Annotated in this window: 15 protein-coding genes and 1 pseudogene; 3 read left to right on the forward strand and 13 right to left on the reverse strand. The window is 56.2% G+C overall.

The features are described from left to right. Nucleotides 1-212 precede the first annotated feature (212 nt). The 12 genes and pseudogenes from G7Y41_RS10065 to G7Y41_RS06270 all read right to left on the reverse strand — a co-directional run bounded on the left by G7Y41_RS10065 (nucleotide 213) and on the right by G7Y41_RS06270 (nucleotide 11,307). A complete protein-coding gene (locus G7Y41_RS10065; RefSeq protein WP_231367409.1) occupies nucleotides 213-386 on the reverse strand; it encodes an IS3 family transposase in 174 nt (57 codons plus the stop codon). Further along, nucleotides 366-614: pseudogene (locus G7Y41_RS10070) on the reverse strand (hypothetical protein); the annotation flags it as partial. The gene G7Y41_RS10065 and the pseudogene G7Y41_RS10070, both read right to left, overlap by 21 nt. A 568-nt stretch (nucleotides 615-1,182) precedes the next feature. Continuing rightward, the gene (locus tag G7Y41_RS06225) at nucleotides 1,183-2,253 is read right to left on the reverse strand and encodes a hypothetical protein (RefSeq protein WP_165316310.1); all 1,071 of its coding nucleotides are present in this window, start codon (nucleotides 2,251-2,253) and stop codon (nucleotides 1,183-1,185) included. 157 nt (nucleotides 2,254-2,410) lie between these two features. Then, a complete protein-coding gene (locus G7Y41_RS06230; RefSeq protein ID WP_165316309.1) occupies nucleotides 2,411-4,210 on the reverse strand; it encodes an ABC transporter ATP-binding protein in 1,800 nt (599 codons plus the stop codon). Next, nucleotides 4,210-5,814, reverse strand: coding sequence for an ABC transporter ATP-binding protein (locus G7Y41_RS06235; protein ID WP_165316308.1), 1,605 nt, complete (start codon nucleotides 5,812-5,814; stop codon nucleotides 4,210-4,212). Before G7Y41_RS06235 ends, G7Y41_RS06230 begins: the two co-directional genes overlap by 1 nt. A 127-nt stretch (nucleotides 5,815-5,941) precedes the next feature. Continuing rightward, on the reverse strand, nucleotides 5,942-7,432 hold the full coding sequence (locus G7Y41_RS06240) for an ABC transporter ATP-binding protein (RefSeq protein WP_231367247.1): 1,491 nt from the start codon (nucleotides 7,430-7,432) through the stop codon (nucleotides 5,942-5,944). Further along, entirely contained in the window at nucleotides 7,432-8,112 is a 681-nt protein-coding gene (locus G7Y41_RS06245) for an energy-coupling factor transporter transmembrane component T family protein (protein ID WP_165215823.1), read from the reverse strand. Before G7Y41_RS06245 ends, G7Y41_RS06240 begins: the two co-directional genes overlap by 1 nt. Before the next feature lie 32 nt (nucleotides 8,113-8,144). Continuing rightward, nucleotides 8,145-8,765 carry an MptD family putative ECF transporter S component gene (locus tag G7Y41_RS06250; RefSeq protein WP_196819472.1) on the reverse strand — a complete coding sequence of 207 codons (621 nt, stop codon included), beginning with the start codon at nucleotides 8,763-8,765 and terminating at the stop codon, nucleotides 8,145-8,147. Between the two features lie 579 nt (nucleotides 8,766-9,344). Further along, on the reverse strand, nucleotides 9,345-10,118 hold the full coding sequence (locus tag G7Y41_RS06255; RefSeq protein ID WP_165316307.1) for a DNA alkylation repair protein: 774 nt from the start codon (nucleotides 10,116-10,118) through the stop codon (nucleotides 9,345-9,347). 59 nt (nucleotides 10,119-10,177) lie between these two features. Further along, complete coding sequence (locus G7Y41_RS06260) at nucleotides 10,178-10,465, reverse strand: hypothetical protein (protein WP_231367248.1); 288 nt, start codon at nucleotides 10,463-10,465, stop codon at nucleotides 10,178-10,180. Between the two features lie 180 nt (nucleotides 10,466-10,645). Then, nucleotides 10,646-11,071: a type II toxin-antitoxin system VapC family toxin gene (locus G7Y41_RS06265; protein WP_165215831.1), complete on the reverse strand. Its 426-nt coding sequence runs from the start codon at nucleotides 11,069-11,071 to the stop codon at nucleotides 10,646-10,648. Continuing rightward, entirely contained in the window at nucleotides 11,068-11,307 is a 240-nt protein-coding gene (locus tag G7Y41_RS06270; RefSeq protein WP_165215834.1) for a FitA-like ribbon-helix-helix domain-containing protein, read from the reverse strand. Before G7Y41_RS06270 ends, G7Y41_RS06265 begins: the two co-directional genes overlap by 4 nt. A gap of 561 nt (nucleotides 11,308-11,868) precedes the next feature. On the opposite strand from G7Y41_RS06270, the gene G7Y41_RS10075 reads away from it, so the two are divergent. The 3 genes from G7Y41_RS10075 to G7Y41_RS06280 all read left to right on the forward strand — a co-directional run bounded on the left by G7Y41_RS10075 (nucleotide 11,869) and on the right by G7Y41_RS06280 (nucleotide 13,536). After that, nucleotides 11,869-12,132 carry an exonuclease domain-containing protein gene (locus G7Y41_RS10075; protein WP_231367249.1) on the forward strand — a complete coding sequence of 88 codons (264 nt, stop codon included), beginning with the start codon at nucleotides 11,869-11,871 and terminating at the stop codon, nucleotides 12,130-12,132. A gap of 158 nt (nucleotides 12,133-12,290) precedes the next feature. Next, entirely contained in the window at nucleotides 12,291-12,734 is a 444-nt protein-coding gene (locus G7Y41_RS10080) for a BRCT domain-containing protein (protein ID WP_231367250.1), read from the forward strand. A gap of 292 nt (nucleotides 12,735-13,026) precedes the next feature. Next, nucleotides 13,027-13,536: a ClbS/DfsB family four-helix bundle protein gene (locus tag G7Y41_RS06280; RefSeq protein ID WP_165215839.1), complete on the forward strand. Its 510-nt coding sequence runs from the start codon at nucleotides 13,027-13,029 to the stop codon at nucleotides 13,534-13,536. 136 nt (nucleotides 13,537-13,672) lie between these two features. Here G7Y41_RS06280 and G7Y41_RS06285 read toward each other — a convergent pair whose 3' ends face one another. Beyond that, entirely contained in the window at nucleotides 13,673-14,263 is a 591-nt protein-coding gene (locus G7Y41_RS06285; protein ID WP_165215841.1) for a hypothetical protein, read from the reverse strand. Nucleotides 14,264-14,885: the final 622 nt, after the last annotated feature.

A 14,885-nucleotide genomic window follows, 5' to 3' on the forward strand; every position in this document is an offset into this window, starting at 1 on the left:
CGCTCTGCTGCGATCGCAAGGCGTACGCATCGACGATGGGGCATTCGCGCGAACCGTTCTGGAGCACGTCACCTACTACCGTTTCTCAGGCTACTGGTACTCGCTATTATGCATGTCCGAGAAGTCGCCTCACAAAACCGACGATTGTGACCTATAGGCCTAAAGTGGGGATTATAGGACAGAATGTGTTGGTCTGGACTGAACCCTGTTTGTTAGACAGCGAGTTCGTATTGTTGTCGGCGTTTTAGTGGGCTGGTGTGTAGTCGGCTGACGATTCGTTGGGTGTTCCACCAGTGGATGTATTCGGTGATGATTCGTCGCAGACTTGCTTGTCCGGCGCGTGCGCCTGTGGAGAGTCCAAGCTCGATTTGCTTGTCGGTGGGCATGACTTGAAGGATCTTGGCTGGGGGAATCGGGTTGTCGGTGTGCATGTAGCACCACCAAAAGATCGCTTTGATTCTCCGGGTCAGGGACATACCTCGATGGTCGCGAAGCATCTGGCGTAGTGGCGCGTTGGTTCCTCTTTCGATCTGGTTGTTCATTGCGGGCATCGGGGTCTGCCATTAGGAGTCAAGGAAGGTAAAGAGCTGGCCTTTGCTGATGAGCCGGTTCAACGCGTGACGAACCCGCGAGGGTTCTGTCTGAACGCCCGAGATCAGGGCCTCGCTTTAATCTTATTTCAGGCAAAGTATTCGCTTGACTTCTGGGAGCATGTCAACTGTTCGTCGGAGTGCGTATTCGAACATGCCGTTGACAAGTTCTTCGTCTGGGTAGTTGCTGATCGTTCGGATGACTCTGAGTTCTAGCGCTGCGTAGTGTTCTTGGTCGCGGTATGGTTCACGCTCTACTTCGTGGTAGAGCTCAGTGACGAAACCCCAGAGCCTTTCCACACGTTGGGACCTCGGGTCGTCTGGAGTCTCATATGCGCCCTAATGCCGTGAGCAATACGGTAACGGTTAAGACCGTCGTTGAGTCTTCCTAGTGCGCATGACAGGTTGGGGGCGATCATTTGAGGTTCCTTACTCGTCAGTCGGTCACAGGCTACTTGGTTGAGTAACCGCCTGATGGATTGTTCAGCGTTTTCCACCTCGTCACGGTCTATGAGCTGGCCGAGTTTACGGTCAAGGCCCAAGCATCAGTCTGGGGCTCGCATGGTTCTGAGTGCGGCTTCTACATGAAGGACTAGTCGATCGGTGGTTTGATGACACCGTGTCGGTCAATGAAGCGTGCCGGTGGCAAGCGCATCCCAACGAGCGAATCGAAGTATTGATCAAACGCAGTCGCGACACCACGACGCTGGGCAGGTTTGAACTCAAGCACGGTGCCTAGTGGTTGCACGGTTTCGCCGTAGTCAGCGAGAGCTTCAGCCATTCTGACGAACGGGTTTGGTCGACGACCTTCTTCAAAGGCCTTCGAAAACCACTCCCGGCACTCGGCTACATCGCCCTCCCATATCCGGTATTCCTCGCCGGTCAGTTCCTCATGCCACCGATAGTCATCACCGTGCGCATCGAAAGCCCAACCGGGCCAGAGCGGTTCGAACTCCTCGGGGTAAATGTTTTCATCTGACAGCGACCACCACGAAAACGTCGACGACAAGAAATCGACGAACACACCTGACGTAGGCAGGTCATCCTCCATCGTCTCGGCCCAGGCAGCGGATTCGACCGGCATCCGCGAGGAAACCTCGACAGCAAGTTTCCGAACGCCTTCAGGGCCGAGATGGACGAGGTCGTCCATGAATCCGTAGGCACGCCAAGTCACGAGTTCACCATCCTGAAGCTTCACCGTGATGGGGTCGGTTCCATGCCACTCTTCCCACGGGTATAGGTCAGGGGTCCTCTCGTAGACCCTCAGATTAAAATTCAGGTCGCGGTAGATCGGTGTGGGGTCAGCGCCTGCCGCACGGAGAGTTCCTCGGGTAGCTTCAGCCGACCACACTGCTGTCCATCCCGGCCAAGTCTGCTCGACAAGCCAGTTGATCAGTCGCGGCAGGTAGAGATATTCGCTCTCCTCGGCCCAGACCACGATCTTCTTCGTCGTGTCGATGAGCAAAGTGCCTTCGATCCAGGTAGCTCCTTCCCACTCCTGGGGTGTGTTGACTTCCATCGGCATCATGCTGCGCACACGCTCGAGAGTTGCCTCTACGCCATCGATCGCGATATCGAGGCCAATGCTTTGAGCTGCCCAGTGGTCGTAGTACGTCTCCCAACCATCCTCGCTCTTCACAAGCACACCTAATCGGGATCCCATGACGCACCTCCCTTGGCCGTCAAGCTCTGGAGCTATCAACGCCATCAATCGTATCGGTGCGGGTCCCTGTCCAGAAATCCTGCAAGGAATCCTCGCTCCGAGGCTGCGGAATCTTGGCCGAGTTGCGTGTACGGTTTTGCGTGTCGCCAGGGACGGGTCACCTGTCGGAACTCTCCCCCAGTGTCCACCCGAGCGCGGCCTTACGACGAGCGAGGAAGCGGCGATATATTCCGGACTGGTTGCGAAGCTCTTCGTGCGTTCCCACCTGGCTTACCCGCCCGTCGGCGCTGAGCACCACAATTTGATCAGCGGTGCGAATAGTGTCGAGTTTGTGGGCGATGACGATCAGGGTGGATTGTTCGCGTAATGCCTCCATAGCGGCCAACACGTTGGCTTCGTTTTCAGTATCGAGTGCGGAAGTCGCTTCATCACAAAGCACGATCGGCGCCTTCTTGAGGATGGCACGAGCCACAGATATTCGCTGACGTTCACCACCGGAAAGAAGGCGCCCTCCTTCCCCAACAGGAGTATCCCACCCGAGTCGTTCAGCAATAGAGGTCACACCTGCAAGTTCAGCGGCGCGATAGACGCTGGCGTCAGTTGCCTCAGGCCTGCCTACGCGGATGTTAGCGATGAGTGAGTCATCAAATAAGTACACGTCTTGGAACACCATCGACAATCTGGACATCAGACGTTCAGTGCCAAGCGTGCGAATATCGACGCCGTCGACAAGTACCTCACCCGAATCGACATCCCAAAAACGCGCAATGAGCCGTGTGAGGGTGGTTTTCCCCGCGCCGGAGGGACCAACGATGGCGGTGACGGTTCCTGGACGTGCGACGAAGCTGACATCGTTGACGACGGGCTTGTCATCGTAGCCAAAGGTCACGTGTCGAAGCTCAACGCTACCGGAACCGTCTCCGGTACGCGGGTGTGCAGGCTCAGGCAGTGAGGGAGCGTCCGTGATAGTCGTTGATTCCGCGATGACGAGACGGGCAACATCGAGGCCAACGAAGGAGGCACCGATCTGTTCGAGCGAACGGGTGAAGCGCAACCCGATGCCGATGACAGCGATGGTTTGTAGTGGTAAGAGGAGATCGTCCGCGGCAAGACTAGCCGTGATGACGATGAATGCGACGAGGAAGAACTGAACAACCACCCCGTTAAGCAACAACGCGAACGTCGATTGCCATAGCTCACGCACGCGTGCTTGATGATCCACCTCCAACGCACTGTGCAGTGGCTCAAAATGCTCACAGCGGCCAGCTGCGCGAAGGGCCGGCTGGGCGTGTGCGAATTCAACGATGCGGCTCGAGAGTTCTTTGCTTGCGGGCAACGCGCGTTCTGCTGCTTTCTCCCGGATCCACCCGGACAATTCCATGACGCCGAATGCAAGAGGCGCGATGACCATGAATGTTAAACCCAGCCGGGGACTCCAAAACCACGCCCCCACCAACACAGTGATCAGCGCTGCGCCGTCACGAAACACAGTGCCCTGAATGTGGGCAACTACCTCGCCCGCGGCCATGAAGCGATCGGAGACGAGGCGGGATAGTCCGCCGATTCGGTCCGATCTGAACCATCCAAGAGGGAGCGAAGCTAGCTTGTCTCCGACGATCATGTGCGCGGTACGGATGAAGTCTAACGCGGTGTGGTAGGAAGACATGGTGGCAAAAAATCGCATCACGAAGGCTGCCACTGCGATGACAAGTAACGTCCATAGCCACGGAACAATGGACGTGCCACTAGCGAGGGCGTTCGTCAGCGGAACAAGTGTGAGGGTTGCCAGACCGTCGAGAATCCCCACTGCCAGAGCCAGTGTCAGATGGCGCCTTCCGAGTCGACGCCCGACGGGAGTTTGCAATGTGGCGAGGCCGCGAAAGAGAAAGGGGTCGCGCAGGCGCGAGTAGCGCCGATTCTCACCCTGGGGAATGTCGGGCGAATTCTGTTCAGACATTAGCGATCCTTGATGATATCGAGCTCAATAATTTGGTCTGCGCCTCTGATTGATTCAGGTTTATGCGCGATAACAAGCACTGTCTTACCGACAACCAGTTCATTGAGAGCTGCTTGGATGTCCGCTTCGCAGTCGGGGTCGGTTGAGGTGGTGGCTTCGTCCAGAATGAGAATGGGGGCGTCGGTCAAGATGGCTCGTGCGATCGAAACACGTTGGCGCTGACCGCCCGATAGCGCGGTATCGACGCCGACGACCGTTTCCAAGCCACGTGGTAATGCGCGGATCTCATCGGCGACATGTGCAGCCTCAGCCGCCTTCCAGACCTCCTCATCGGAAGCGTCCGGCCGCGCAAGGCAGATATTGTCTCGAATGCTCATGCGTAGGAGATAGGGATCTTGGAGCACGAAAGCAACGGTGGAGTAAAGGCTGGAGAAAGTGAGGTCGCGGATATCGACCTCGTTGATTGTGATGGTGCCAGTGTCGGGATCTTGGAACCGCGAGAGCATGGTTGCCGCAGTCGACTTGCCCGATCCGGATGGGCCGATAAGCGCAGTGACGGTGCCGGGCGCGAGCCTCGCACTAAAATCGCGTAAGACCGGCGTACCGGGCCCGTAAGAGAAACTCACGTTGTGGTACTCGACGCTCACCTCGCGCACGGTGGGGTCAAGTTCGATGTTTCCTTCGACGACAGGCGGAATCGTCATGACTTCACTCAGGCGTAAGGCCGCGTTACCGGCCAGCTGATAGGACCACAGCATCATGCCGATCGTCTGAACTGTGCCGGGGAGTACGAGGGCGATGAGCGTCGCCGCAACGACTTCTTCCACGGCGACCTCGCCCGCAGCAATCAATAGCGAACCGCCGCCGATATTTATCAACAGCAGGACAGGGATTGCGATTGATGATTCAGATACCGCGCTGACCCGCAGTAGCGGTCGGACCCATTCATAGTAAAAATCGGCAAAGCGGGCAGCCGCCTCGCGATAGCGCTCATGAGCCTTGCCGACTGTTCCAAATGCTTTCACCACAGAAATTCCATCCGCGAATTCGACTGCGGTGGCGGAAACTTGACCTAGGTAGTCGTCCATCTGGGCGGTTTTCGTCCCCATATTCCGCATGGAATATGCCTGAATAGAGAGATAGATGGGGATGGTGGCGATCGAAAGAAGCCCGAGACGCCAATCAAGAATGAAAGCGTAGATGAGCATCGTGAGCGGAGTAACGACGGCGGCGACTCTTTCCACTGGTGCGTGAGCGATCAGAGTGTGGAGCGTGAGTGTATCGTCCTCAATAGCTTTGCGCACTTTCCCGGAATTCGTTTGGTTAAACCACGATAGCGGGGCACGCGAGATCGAGGCGACAATCTGGCGGCGGTTGATACCGACCAGTTTTGCGTCTGCAAAGTGAGTGATGAGGAGAGCCACAAAGTAGAGCGTCAGCTGGGACAGGAATGCCATGATGAGCCACTGGATGATCGTTGTCGCTCGTCCGATGTCGTGGTTAAAAAGTGCATGGCCGAGGGCGACAAGCGCAACATAGGGTGCCACGGCGAGGACGGAAGAGATCAGTGCCAGGAACTGCCCGACGTAAATGATGGGCTGCACGGGCGCGAGGAGTTTGTGTAATGCGTTCCGTCCGGCTCGATGTTTTTTGCGAAAGTCCTCATCCGTTCCTACGGTTCCGCTTTGTACGCTGCCCGAGTGTTGGGTCGCTTCAGTTGGCGCTTTACCCTCATTCAATGGTCTCTCGATTCTTATCACTACCGTTGATGTTGTCCAAGGCAATGATGCAGTCGGCGAATTCCATCACTTCTTCGTCATGTGTGATGACGATGACCACCGCCCCGGCATGAGCCAGCGCTTGAAGGGAGGCGGAGATGGATTGGAGGTGGCGCCAGCTGACACCAGAGGTGGGCTCGTCGAACACGTAGACCTGCCCCTCATCTGCCTCCGCTGCGGCAATAGCAAGACGCTGGCGCTGCCCACCCGAGAGGGACTGCGGATGACGCGTGGCCAGGTGATCTAGCTCCATCTGACGCAAAAGCGCAGGCACGTCGATACGCTCGCGTTTCGCCTTGGAAAGCCCGAGCGTGACCTCTTCTTCCACTGTTGCGGCGAAGAGTTGGCGACCAACATCCTGCATCACCAGCTGGGAGACTTGTCGGCGCGCGGCGCTCTTCATCTCTACCCCGTTGAGTCGGACGCTGCCACCTCGACGCGGAGAGCATAGGCCGCAGATGATGCGAGCCAGCGTGGTTTTGCCTTCCCCGTTGGGGCCGGTGAGTGCGGTGATGGTGCCGGCAGGGAAAGAAACGTGATCGATATTGATGATTTCTTTCTTGCCATAGGAAAAACACACGTCGTGCAGGTCCAGTCCTCGACGAGTTGCGTCGAGCCTGAGTTGAGGTCGAGGGCGCGCCGCTGGGCGACGCAGAGTACGCAGACCCAGCTCCTTCCGTTCGTCTTCACTCAGGTTGAAGAAGTCATCGGCATTGAATGTGCGCGCGATTTTCCCGTCTTTCATGTAGAGGACCTGGTCGGCCAGATCACGTAGGAAAAATAGGCGGTGCTCGGCGATAACGAGCGTTTTACCGAGGTCTTTCAGACGCGTCAGAGCCGTGGAAAGGATGGTGATGCTGGCGTTGGAAAGGTTCGAGCTCGGCTCGTCAAGCAGGATGAGTCCACCTGGGCTAACCAGGGCACACGCACATGCAACAGCCTGCATCTGTCCACCGGAGAGTTCCCCGAGGCGTCGTCCTCGTAAATGTTCGATCCCAAGCGAGGAGACGGCGGCTTGGATTCTGTGCTCGATCTGGTCGGGGTTCATCCCCAGGTTCTCTAGACCGAATGCAAGTTCGGCGTCGACGCTTTCGGTGAAGAACTGTGTACGCGGATTCTGAAAGACGGAAGCGCTGACGTTAATCGCGCGTGAGAGAGGCTCTTGTGACGGCACAAAGTCGACCCCTGCGTCGTTCAGCCTGAGGCTGCCGGATAACTCACCGGGATGGAAATGGGGGATGAGGCCATTGAGGAGTTTAATCAGGGTCGACTTACCTGAGCCGGAATCGCCCGTGATTAGCAGACACTGTCCGGGGTTGATAGTGAAAGACAGATCTTGGACGCCGTAGTCTCCACGTTTGGCTCCCATCGCGTAGGTGAACGTCAAGTTTTCTGCTGTCACATGCGTGCGGGTTTCAATACCTGTCATGTCGTGGACGAGCATCACATCACCCGCCCAACGACGACCGAGGCAACTGCGAGTGTGAGGGCGAAGAGCGCCACGGCATCGACGGCCTTGAAGGAAAGCGCAACCGTTGTCGATGGGTAGGCCTGTCCACCCAGTCCTCGCACGAGGGCCGAGGAGGCGAGCTCATCACCAACACGGACCACAGCGCCCAGGAGAGGAATAATCAGCATGGCGGAGGACTGAGCTGGGCGCGTGATCCAGCTTATGAGACCCGGTTGGAGGCCGCGTAGCGTGAGGGCGTCATTAATCGCACGAGCCTCGGTGGCGATAATCGGCAGCACGCGAAGGAAGACGGCCGGTGGAATCGTTGCCCAGGCAGGCAGGTGCATACGGCGCAGGGCAGAGGTGAGGGTTGAGGGGGTGAGCACCAACAAGGCGAAAGCGCCAATTGACATGCTGATGGTGAAGCGGCTAAACCACATGAAAACCGCCGCGCTAAAGGCGAAGAGTTTCGATGGAGGCAACTGCAATAGACCCCAGTACCCCAGGGAGAAGAATAAAAAGATGAGCAACGAGATCAGGGCGTAGCGGGGTTTGACCGTCGCTAGGGCAGCGACGCAGAAAGTGATGCAGATCAGAAGCGTAAGCCGTGAACCGTAGCTGAGAGCAAGGGCGTTGATCAGCAGGACGGAGAGTAAGACGGTCCTGGGATCCATGTGGGCAACCCTTTTCGGATCCACGTCTACACTCACAGAAGCCCGGCGCTTTCAAAGTGCTTGCGGCTCACGCGCACGCCCACGACTCCCGAGATAAATCCGACAACGAGCGCGCCGATTGCTAGGACGCCGATTGTCCAAGGTTGGAAGATCTGAGCCATCGCGTCCGCGTACTGCTGGCCCATCTGCGCTGCGATGTCACCGTAGTAGGAAGCGGTGTCAATAATGAGAGGCATGAATGGCATGGTGATCCACGTGCACAACAGTGCGTACGCAATTGGGAAAGCCCAATTGACGGGCAACGTGGTCTTATTGATGATCAGGTCGGCGATGAAACCTAACACAAGGCAACCCAGTAAGGTCCAAAAATAGTGTCCGGTCAGCATGAAAGCCAGGCCGTTGACGCCACCAAGGAGTGTGAGTGCACCGATTTTGGGTGTACGCGCGACGTAGAGTGCCAGCACAATTCCATTGGCGAGGGCGCCAACGAACCATCCCACGAACATGAACTGCGGACCCGCAAAGCCGATCATGCCGGTTGCGAAAGTGATGACGAAGTAGAGCGCGGAGAAGATTCCTCCATTGATGAGATCTCGCGTCGTGAGCCTGGAGTCAGATGCGGGAGCGGCTGACTCGGTTAGTTGCTGGGGCATGGAACCTCCAAAAATCACACTATTAGTCTTAGGTAAGCCTAACCTTAACATGGTCTCTAGGGGGTCTCAAGGTTCGCTAGCTCGCAGCTAAGAGGCTATGGAGAGTGCACAGAGGCCAGCGAAATAGTGCCCGGAGAGTGTTTGGGGTTGAGTTCTCGGATGGTTCAGTCAAACGATTTGGCGCTTAAGGAATAGGCATTGCCCCGGTTGGACACTAACGCTGAATCTGGCCGAGGGCGGGTCGTGCGTGCAGCGGAAAGCATTCACCGAGGTTGCGCCACAGTTGGGGATATCGGTGGAGTGGATACGCCGTTGGTTTGAGCAGTCCTTGATCGCCGCAGGCCAGCGTCCTGGACTCACGCGTGTCGATGGTCGCCGCTCTCATGGCGATCAATTCGCTCTCAATATCAGGGCTAGCGCACGGTTGACGTGTGCGAAGTGGCTAAGGGCATGGGAGCGCGTGGGGGAGCCTGTAAGACTTTCTGTGTCAAGCATGATTCTGAAAGTGTGTTTTTGTATGCCTGATGTTGATTGACCCAAAGGCGGATTCATTCCAGGAACGCGTGCAGCTATATATTGTCACCTACTTTTTGCCAGTTCCCGCAATTCTGCCCGCTTTGCTTTGGCCCAACACAAGTTCTCAGCGGACGTCCGGCGTGACTCAATAATCTTGCGCACAGCCAGACGGTGCGATTCCAACTGCAAGTGGCCGTTCTCTTCCACAAACGGCCGCGTCTCCTGCTCAAACTTGTCGAATGCAGTCGCGAAATACCAGCCCACGACCATCTTCACGTAGTAATCCGGGTGCCGCACAGATGCCACCCACTCCAGCTGCTCAGACGCAAAATGCCCATGTAGTAACGCCTGCAACAGCACAAGCACCCCAGCGCGGACCCTGTAAGTATCCCCGCACAGACCATCGTCCTCGGCAATCGCACCGACCAGCCAATCTCGCCCAACAGCAATCACCTTCGCAGCACTGTCAGTACCAAGGGCCCGTTTTCCGCGTAACACTACCGGATCAAAGGCGTCAGTCACCATCCAGTTGTCGATATACGGCAGGAATTCCTCGCAGGCTCCACGCCACCGGTCAACGTCCCGCAAAGCATTGAGCGTGTGAACGTGGATCATATCCAGCTCAACATAGGGGTGCGGCACAGCAGCACGGAATTCGGCGGCATCCACCGACAACTCCCCTGCCAGCAGAGCTTTCGCGGCCTTTTTCATAGAGGCACTTTTCACCCCGAGGAAACGTCCCGGATCAACAGTCGGCACCAGTTTTGCACTGAATGCCGCGGTTTTCGCACTCGCGTCACCCCGCAACACCTCAACTACAATCTCGTTGGCATCCATAATCGTCTCCTCGCAGATTTCGTTGATTATTTTGGATGAGCCCCCCCGGAACAGCACACCTAGGGATTCAGTTCCACTTCTTCGACTGGTAAAGGATGAACTTTCAGATCTTGCGCTACAGATTCGGTGGTAACGGTGAGATTTTTAATCAGCCCTACTGCCGTACATGTTTCAGGTGCATCCGGCAGGACACCCTCAACTATTGCTGCCTGAAGAGAACGACCAGTTTCCTTAACTACGGTTCGTGTTCCATAACATTGAGGATCACCCGTATTCACCGTGAAATTCAGTTCGCGCTCCCCTGATACTTCATACTCCGTCCAGGGGATGATCCTCTCTGAACGCATAGCGGTTCCACTGTTCGAACAGCCGCACAACACAGCACCAACGCTTAGAAGGACTATTAGTCTCCTTGTTCGCTTTCCCATTGTGGTCATTCCTCCTTCAAGCGGAGTTATACAGACTCATCATCGCATCATTGAAACATATACCACCGAAGTGCGAGGTTACCCTCAGGAACACTACAACTAGCTTATTACTCGCCAAGGGTTGATGAGCTCGATTCCGGTCGTGGAAAAGTCCGCGGTGTTGCAAGTGGCCAAGGCATACCTACGTGAGCTCGCGATGGCAGCAATGAGCGAATCCATCGCCGGCAAGGGCCGGCCTTGAGAATGTGCGTTGGCCTGGAGCCGCGCCCAGGCTCGCGAAGCTGGGTTATCAAACGGCAGGATACGATCAGCAAAGAACGGAATGAGTTCGTCCTCAACCCGCTTCCGGAGAAGATCACGCCGATGCCCTTCAGGTAGGGCCTCCACGCCAGCACGCAGCTCCGCCACGGTTAGAGTCGTCACGTATAGGGTCAGCGGATGCTGAGCGTCAAGCCAACGGGCAACAGCAGGATCTGAATCACGTCGCAGCGGCTCAGACAACACGTTGGTGTCGAGCACAATCATGACAGGTCTACCGGCTCATAGATGGAAGAGTCCCTCGTTACATCCACATCGAATCCGCCTGCCTCCTGACGAATCGAAGTCAGGAGCGCACCGAGGCCGCGGTGAGGTTCTCGAGCAACAGTCTCATTGAGGATGGTGCGGATCTCAGCTTCCATCGAACGGCCATGCTCGTGCGCGCGAGCCTTGAGAGCTCGGTGCGTGCTTTCGGACAAATTCCGCACGATGACGCTAGCCATCACCTACCTACTGCTATCAGATCACCTTAGTGATAGCAGGACGGCTTCCTGGGTAAAAGACTCTGCCTGCCGAGGAGGACATGGGCAAGGTGGCCGAGGACGACGACGCGGTTATTTAACGAAATCTCACCATTGGAATTGCCTCAGTTAAGAGTTCTTTGCGCAAGAAAGAGCATGCAGATCGGTTGGTGCAGGATCTTCTAGCAGCGCATTCCGAAGCAAGGTAGTGTCAGCAGTCTCTGGGAACGACACTCGGAACACTCCGCTGGGGCATTGGAGGAGCACCACCCGTCAGCACGGCCAGCTCAGCTTACGTCCTCTACAGGAGGCAGAATAGAGTAGCTTGCGACTAGCGCCGCCCTGGCGCTAGCAACCCACTAACGAAACAAGCCCCTAGGCAAATCAGTCTTCAGACATGAGCACATCCTCCGTCTATCGATTAAAGTGAGCGGTGTTTTGAGTGTTTGTTCTTAACCGGAGCGCGTGACAATGAACCCCTTTGCTTCTCTAGATTTCGAAACAGCGAACGAGCGTCGAGGCTCTGCATGTTCGGTAGCTTTAGTGAAGTTTGATGAACATGGCGAGGAAATCGACCGCTTTTCCACACTGCTTCGCCCTCACGAATCCCTTGATTACTTCAGCCCAATTAACACGTGGATTCATGGCATCACTCAAGACGACGTAGTGAATGCACCTTCTTGGGATCAGATCCATTCCCGGATCGTTGATTTCATTGGTGACCTACCCCTAGTGGCTCATAACATGGCCTTTGATGGCTACGTCCTCACAGACCTTGACAGTCTCTACGGAAAAATCCTCTACTGAACCGGCGATACTGCACCCTCAGGCTTTCCAGAAAACTCTTCCCCGACCTGAACTCTTGGGGACTTGAAGACATTTTTGGGCACTATTTTCCAGATGAAGTCTTCAACCATCACGAAGCAAGTTCTGACGCCTGGGCATGCGGGAAAATCTTTATCCGAATGCAAGAGGAACTCGGCATCGAACGTCTTGACGAGTTATGTCCTCCAACAGGACCGGCGGTTTCCCGTCAGAAGCATTTCCGAAATGGACGCGAATGGGTCTACACGCAGTCATCCAAGGTTGAGCTAGATGAATTGCTTGATAGATTCCAAGGCACCAACTCGCTTCACGGCCACCGCGTCACTTTCACCGGAACTATGGAGACCGCACAACGATCGATCATGCAAGAGCTTGTCACGCGACTGGGCGGTGTATGCGAAAAATCAACGACAAAAAAGACCACTATTTTAGTCATGGGCATTCCTAATCCGGCCTCGTGGAAGGAAGGCGCTACCGGTTCGCGTAAGCTACAGAAAGCCACAAAGCTACGTGAAGCTGGCTCGCCTATTACAGTAATGAGCGAAAAAGACTTTTTGAATTTTCTTCACGATGGTCAGAACTAGGTACGAAGCGGAATCACGCCGTCGATAAGCACTTCCCACGCGGGCTTGGCAGTACCGGAAAGGTAGTTATGGCGTGGCTGAGGGTCGGTACACTTCCCGCGCGGCCTTGGCGGTACCGCTGACCTGACCTGCCGGCGATACTTCGCGTTTACACGTATTACACTCCCCGTTGTCGAGCACGGCTTCGAACGAGGGTGCATCGGGCCCTCCACGCGATGTTGTCGAGCGCGGTTTCGAGGGCGAACACGCTAGCCTGGAGTGAATTCAGGCCGCTTCGCGGGAGGGAGTTGCAATGAGGTCGTACGAGTCCGGCACCGAATTAGCTGTGGAAATCGCTAAACGCGGCGGTCTTTTCATCGGTGAATTCGCGCATGTGCCTGATGATGGCTGGGATCGCCTGGTTGAAGGGGTGGATCGCACGCCCCGTCAGATGATCGCTTACCAGCTTGGATGGATGGGGCTGCTGCTTGACTGGGAGCGCAAGGAACAGGCCGGCTCTGAAGTAGTGACTCCCGCCCCTGGAATTAAGTGGAATCAGTTGGGCACTTTGTACGAGTCGTTTTATCAGCGCTGGGAGACAACCCCTGCTCAAGAGTTGATCGATCAGTTCGGAGTCCTACTTGGCGAGGTCGTCCAGCTGGTCAACGGCTTGACCGAGGCGGAGTTGTTTGAGTCGGGACAACGCGCGTGGGCCTCTTCTACGCCGTCGGCTTGGCCGGTGTGGAAGTGGGTGCATATCAACACGGTTGCTCCGTTTACCACATTTCGCACCAAGATCAGGAAGTGGAAGAAAGACGCGTAACGATAAAGCCGTAATTTACGTATAAAAAGTTGGTGGCCCCTCCCGAATCTCAGGAGGAGCCACCAGCCGGCGTTTGGGCCGGCATCAACTTAACGGGAAATGAGAGTCAGCATCTCAATGTACCGATCAGCGATTCTCAGATGAAGCGACGGCGAAGAACCAGAGCGCCCACGCCAGCAGCAACGAGTCCAGCAGTTGATCCGCCAATCACCAGAGCGGTTGTACCGGTCTGTGCCAGAGCCATGCCACCCTTCTTTCCTTCAGCCTTTCCGTTAACACCAGCCTTTGAGTTGGCGGCTGCAGGAGCGGCCGGAGCCGGGGTAGCAGTATCCGAGGGAGCAGCTGGCTCTGTTTCAGCGGGACCAGGAATCTCAACGCCACCTTCAACGATCGGGGCGAGAACTTCGGGGTTGATCAGACGGCCACCAGGGGTGGGGTCGGCAGGAGTAGGGGTAGAAGTGTGGATCACTCCGCAGTCATCAGTGGTGGTGTCGTCACCGCAGAAGGTGCCGGTGTTCGGGCCAACGCCGGGAACCGGTGCGCCTTCAGGCGTCGCATTGGGAGCGACAACTGCACCGTCGGTGCTCGGTGTGTCGGCAACCAGGCTATTGTCATTGGGGGTAGTGCTGAGATCGTCACCATCGGCAGCGAAGGCTGCTGGGAGAGTGAAAGCGCCCATGAGGGCGACAGCTGCGGTGACAGCGGCAACTCGGGTACGAGCAGACATGTGTATCTCCTGTGTTTCATCCGGATATTGCTGGCAGGGTGTTCACCCCGACCAGATGGGTCCACAGTAAAATGCACCCCCCCCCCGCAACTTTTGTGAAGTATTTCACATTTTCTTTTTAAGAGTAAGAAAATGCGAAGAAACATCAAAACGCGGTTATGGCCAATAATTCCTGCTTTTTGACACGGAGCCACGCCTTTACCTGACTGATCACATTAACTAATGCGTCCCGCTTTAATTTCGAATGCAGTGGTGATTGTGGTGACCCTTTACAGGTGATTGACCAGACGATTTGCGCGGGGCCAGTACGGACAAACCTCTCACCACCGGGCCAGCACCACATCTCGACACTCACCCAGACCTCACCATCCCCCAAGGTCACCGCCACTCAAGGTCACAGCCACCCAAAGTCACCGCCACCCAAGATCGCACCCACTCCCACCAAGGACGAACATCCTATTGAATATCGTCGTGCCGAAGACTAAAGTTCGTCTTGCCGAACAATTGCTGTGCCCATAGTTGTCGCTACCTGTAGCCACCAACTACCCCATAGCTACCCACGGCACTCTTCATCACGACCGCTACAGCCGCACTCAAGGAAAACCCACGTGCGCCACTTCGT

The organism is Schaalia sp. ZJ405 (assembly GCF_011038885.2).
GTDB lineage: Bacteria > Actinomycetota > Actinomycetes > Actinomycetales > Actinomycetaceae > Pauljensenia.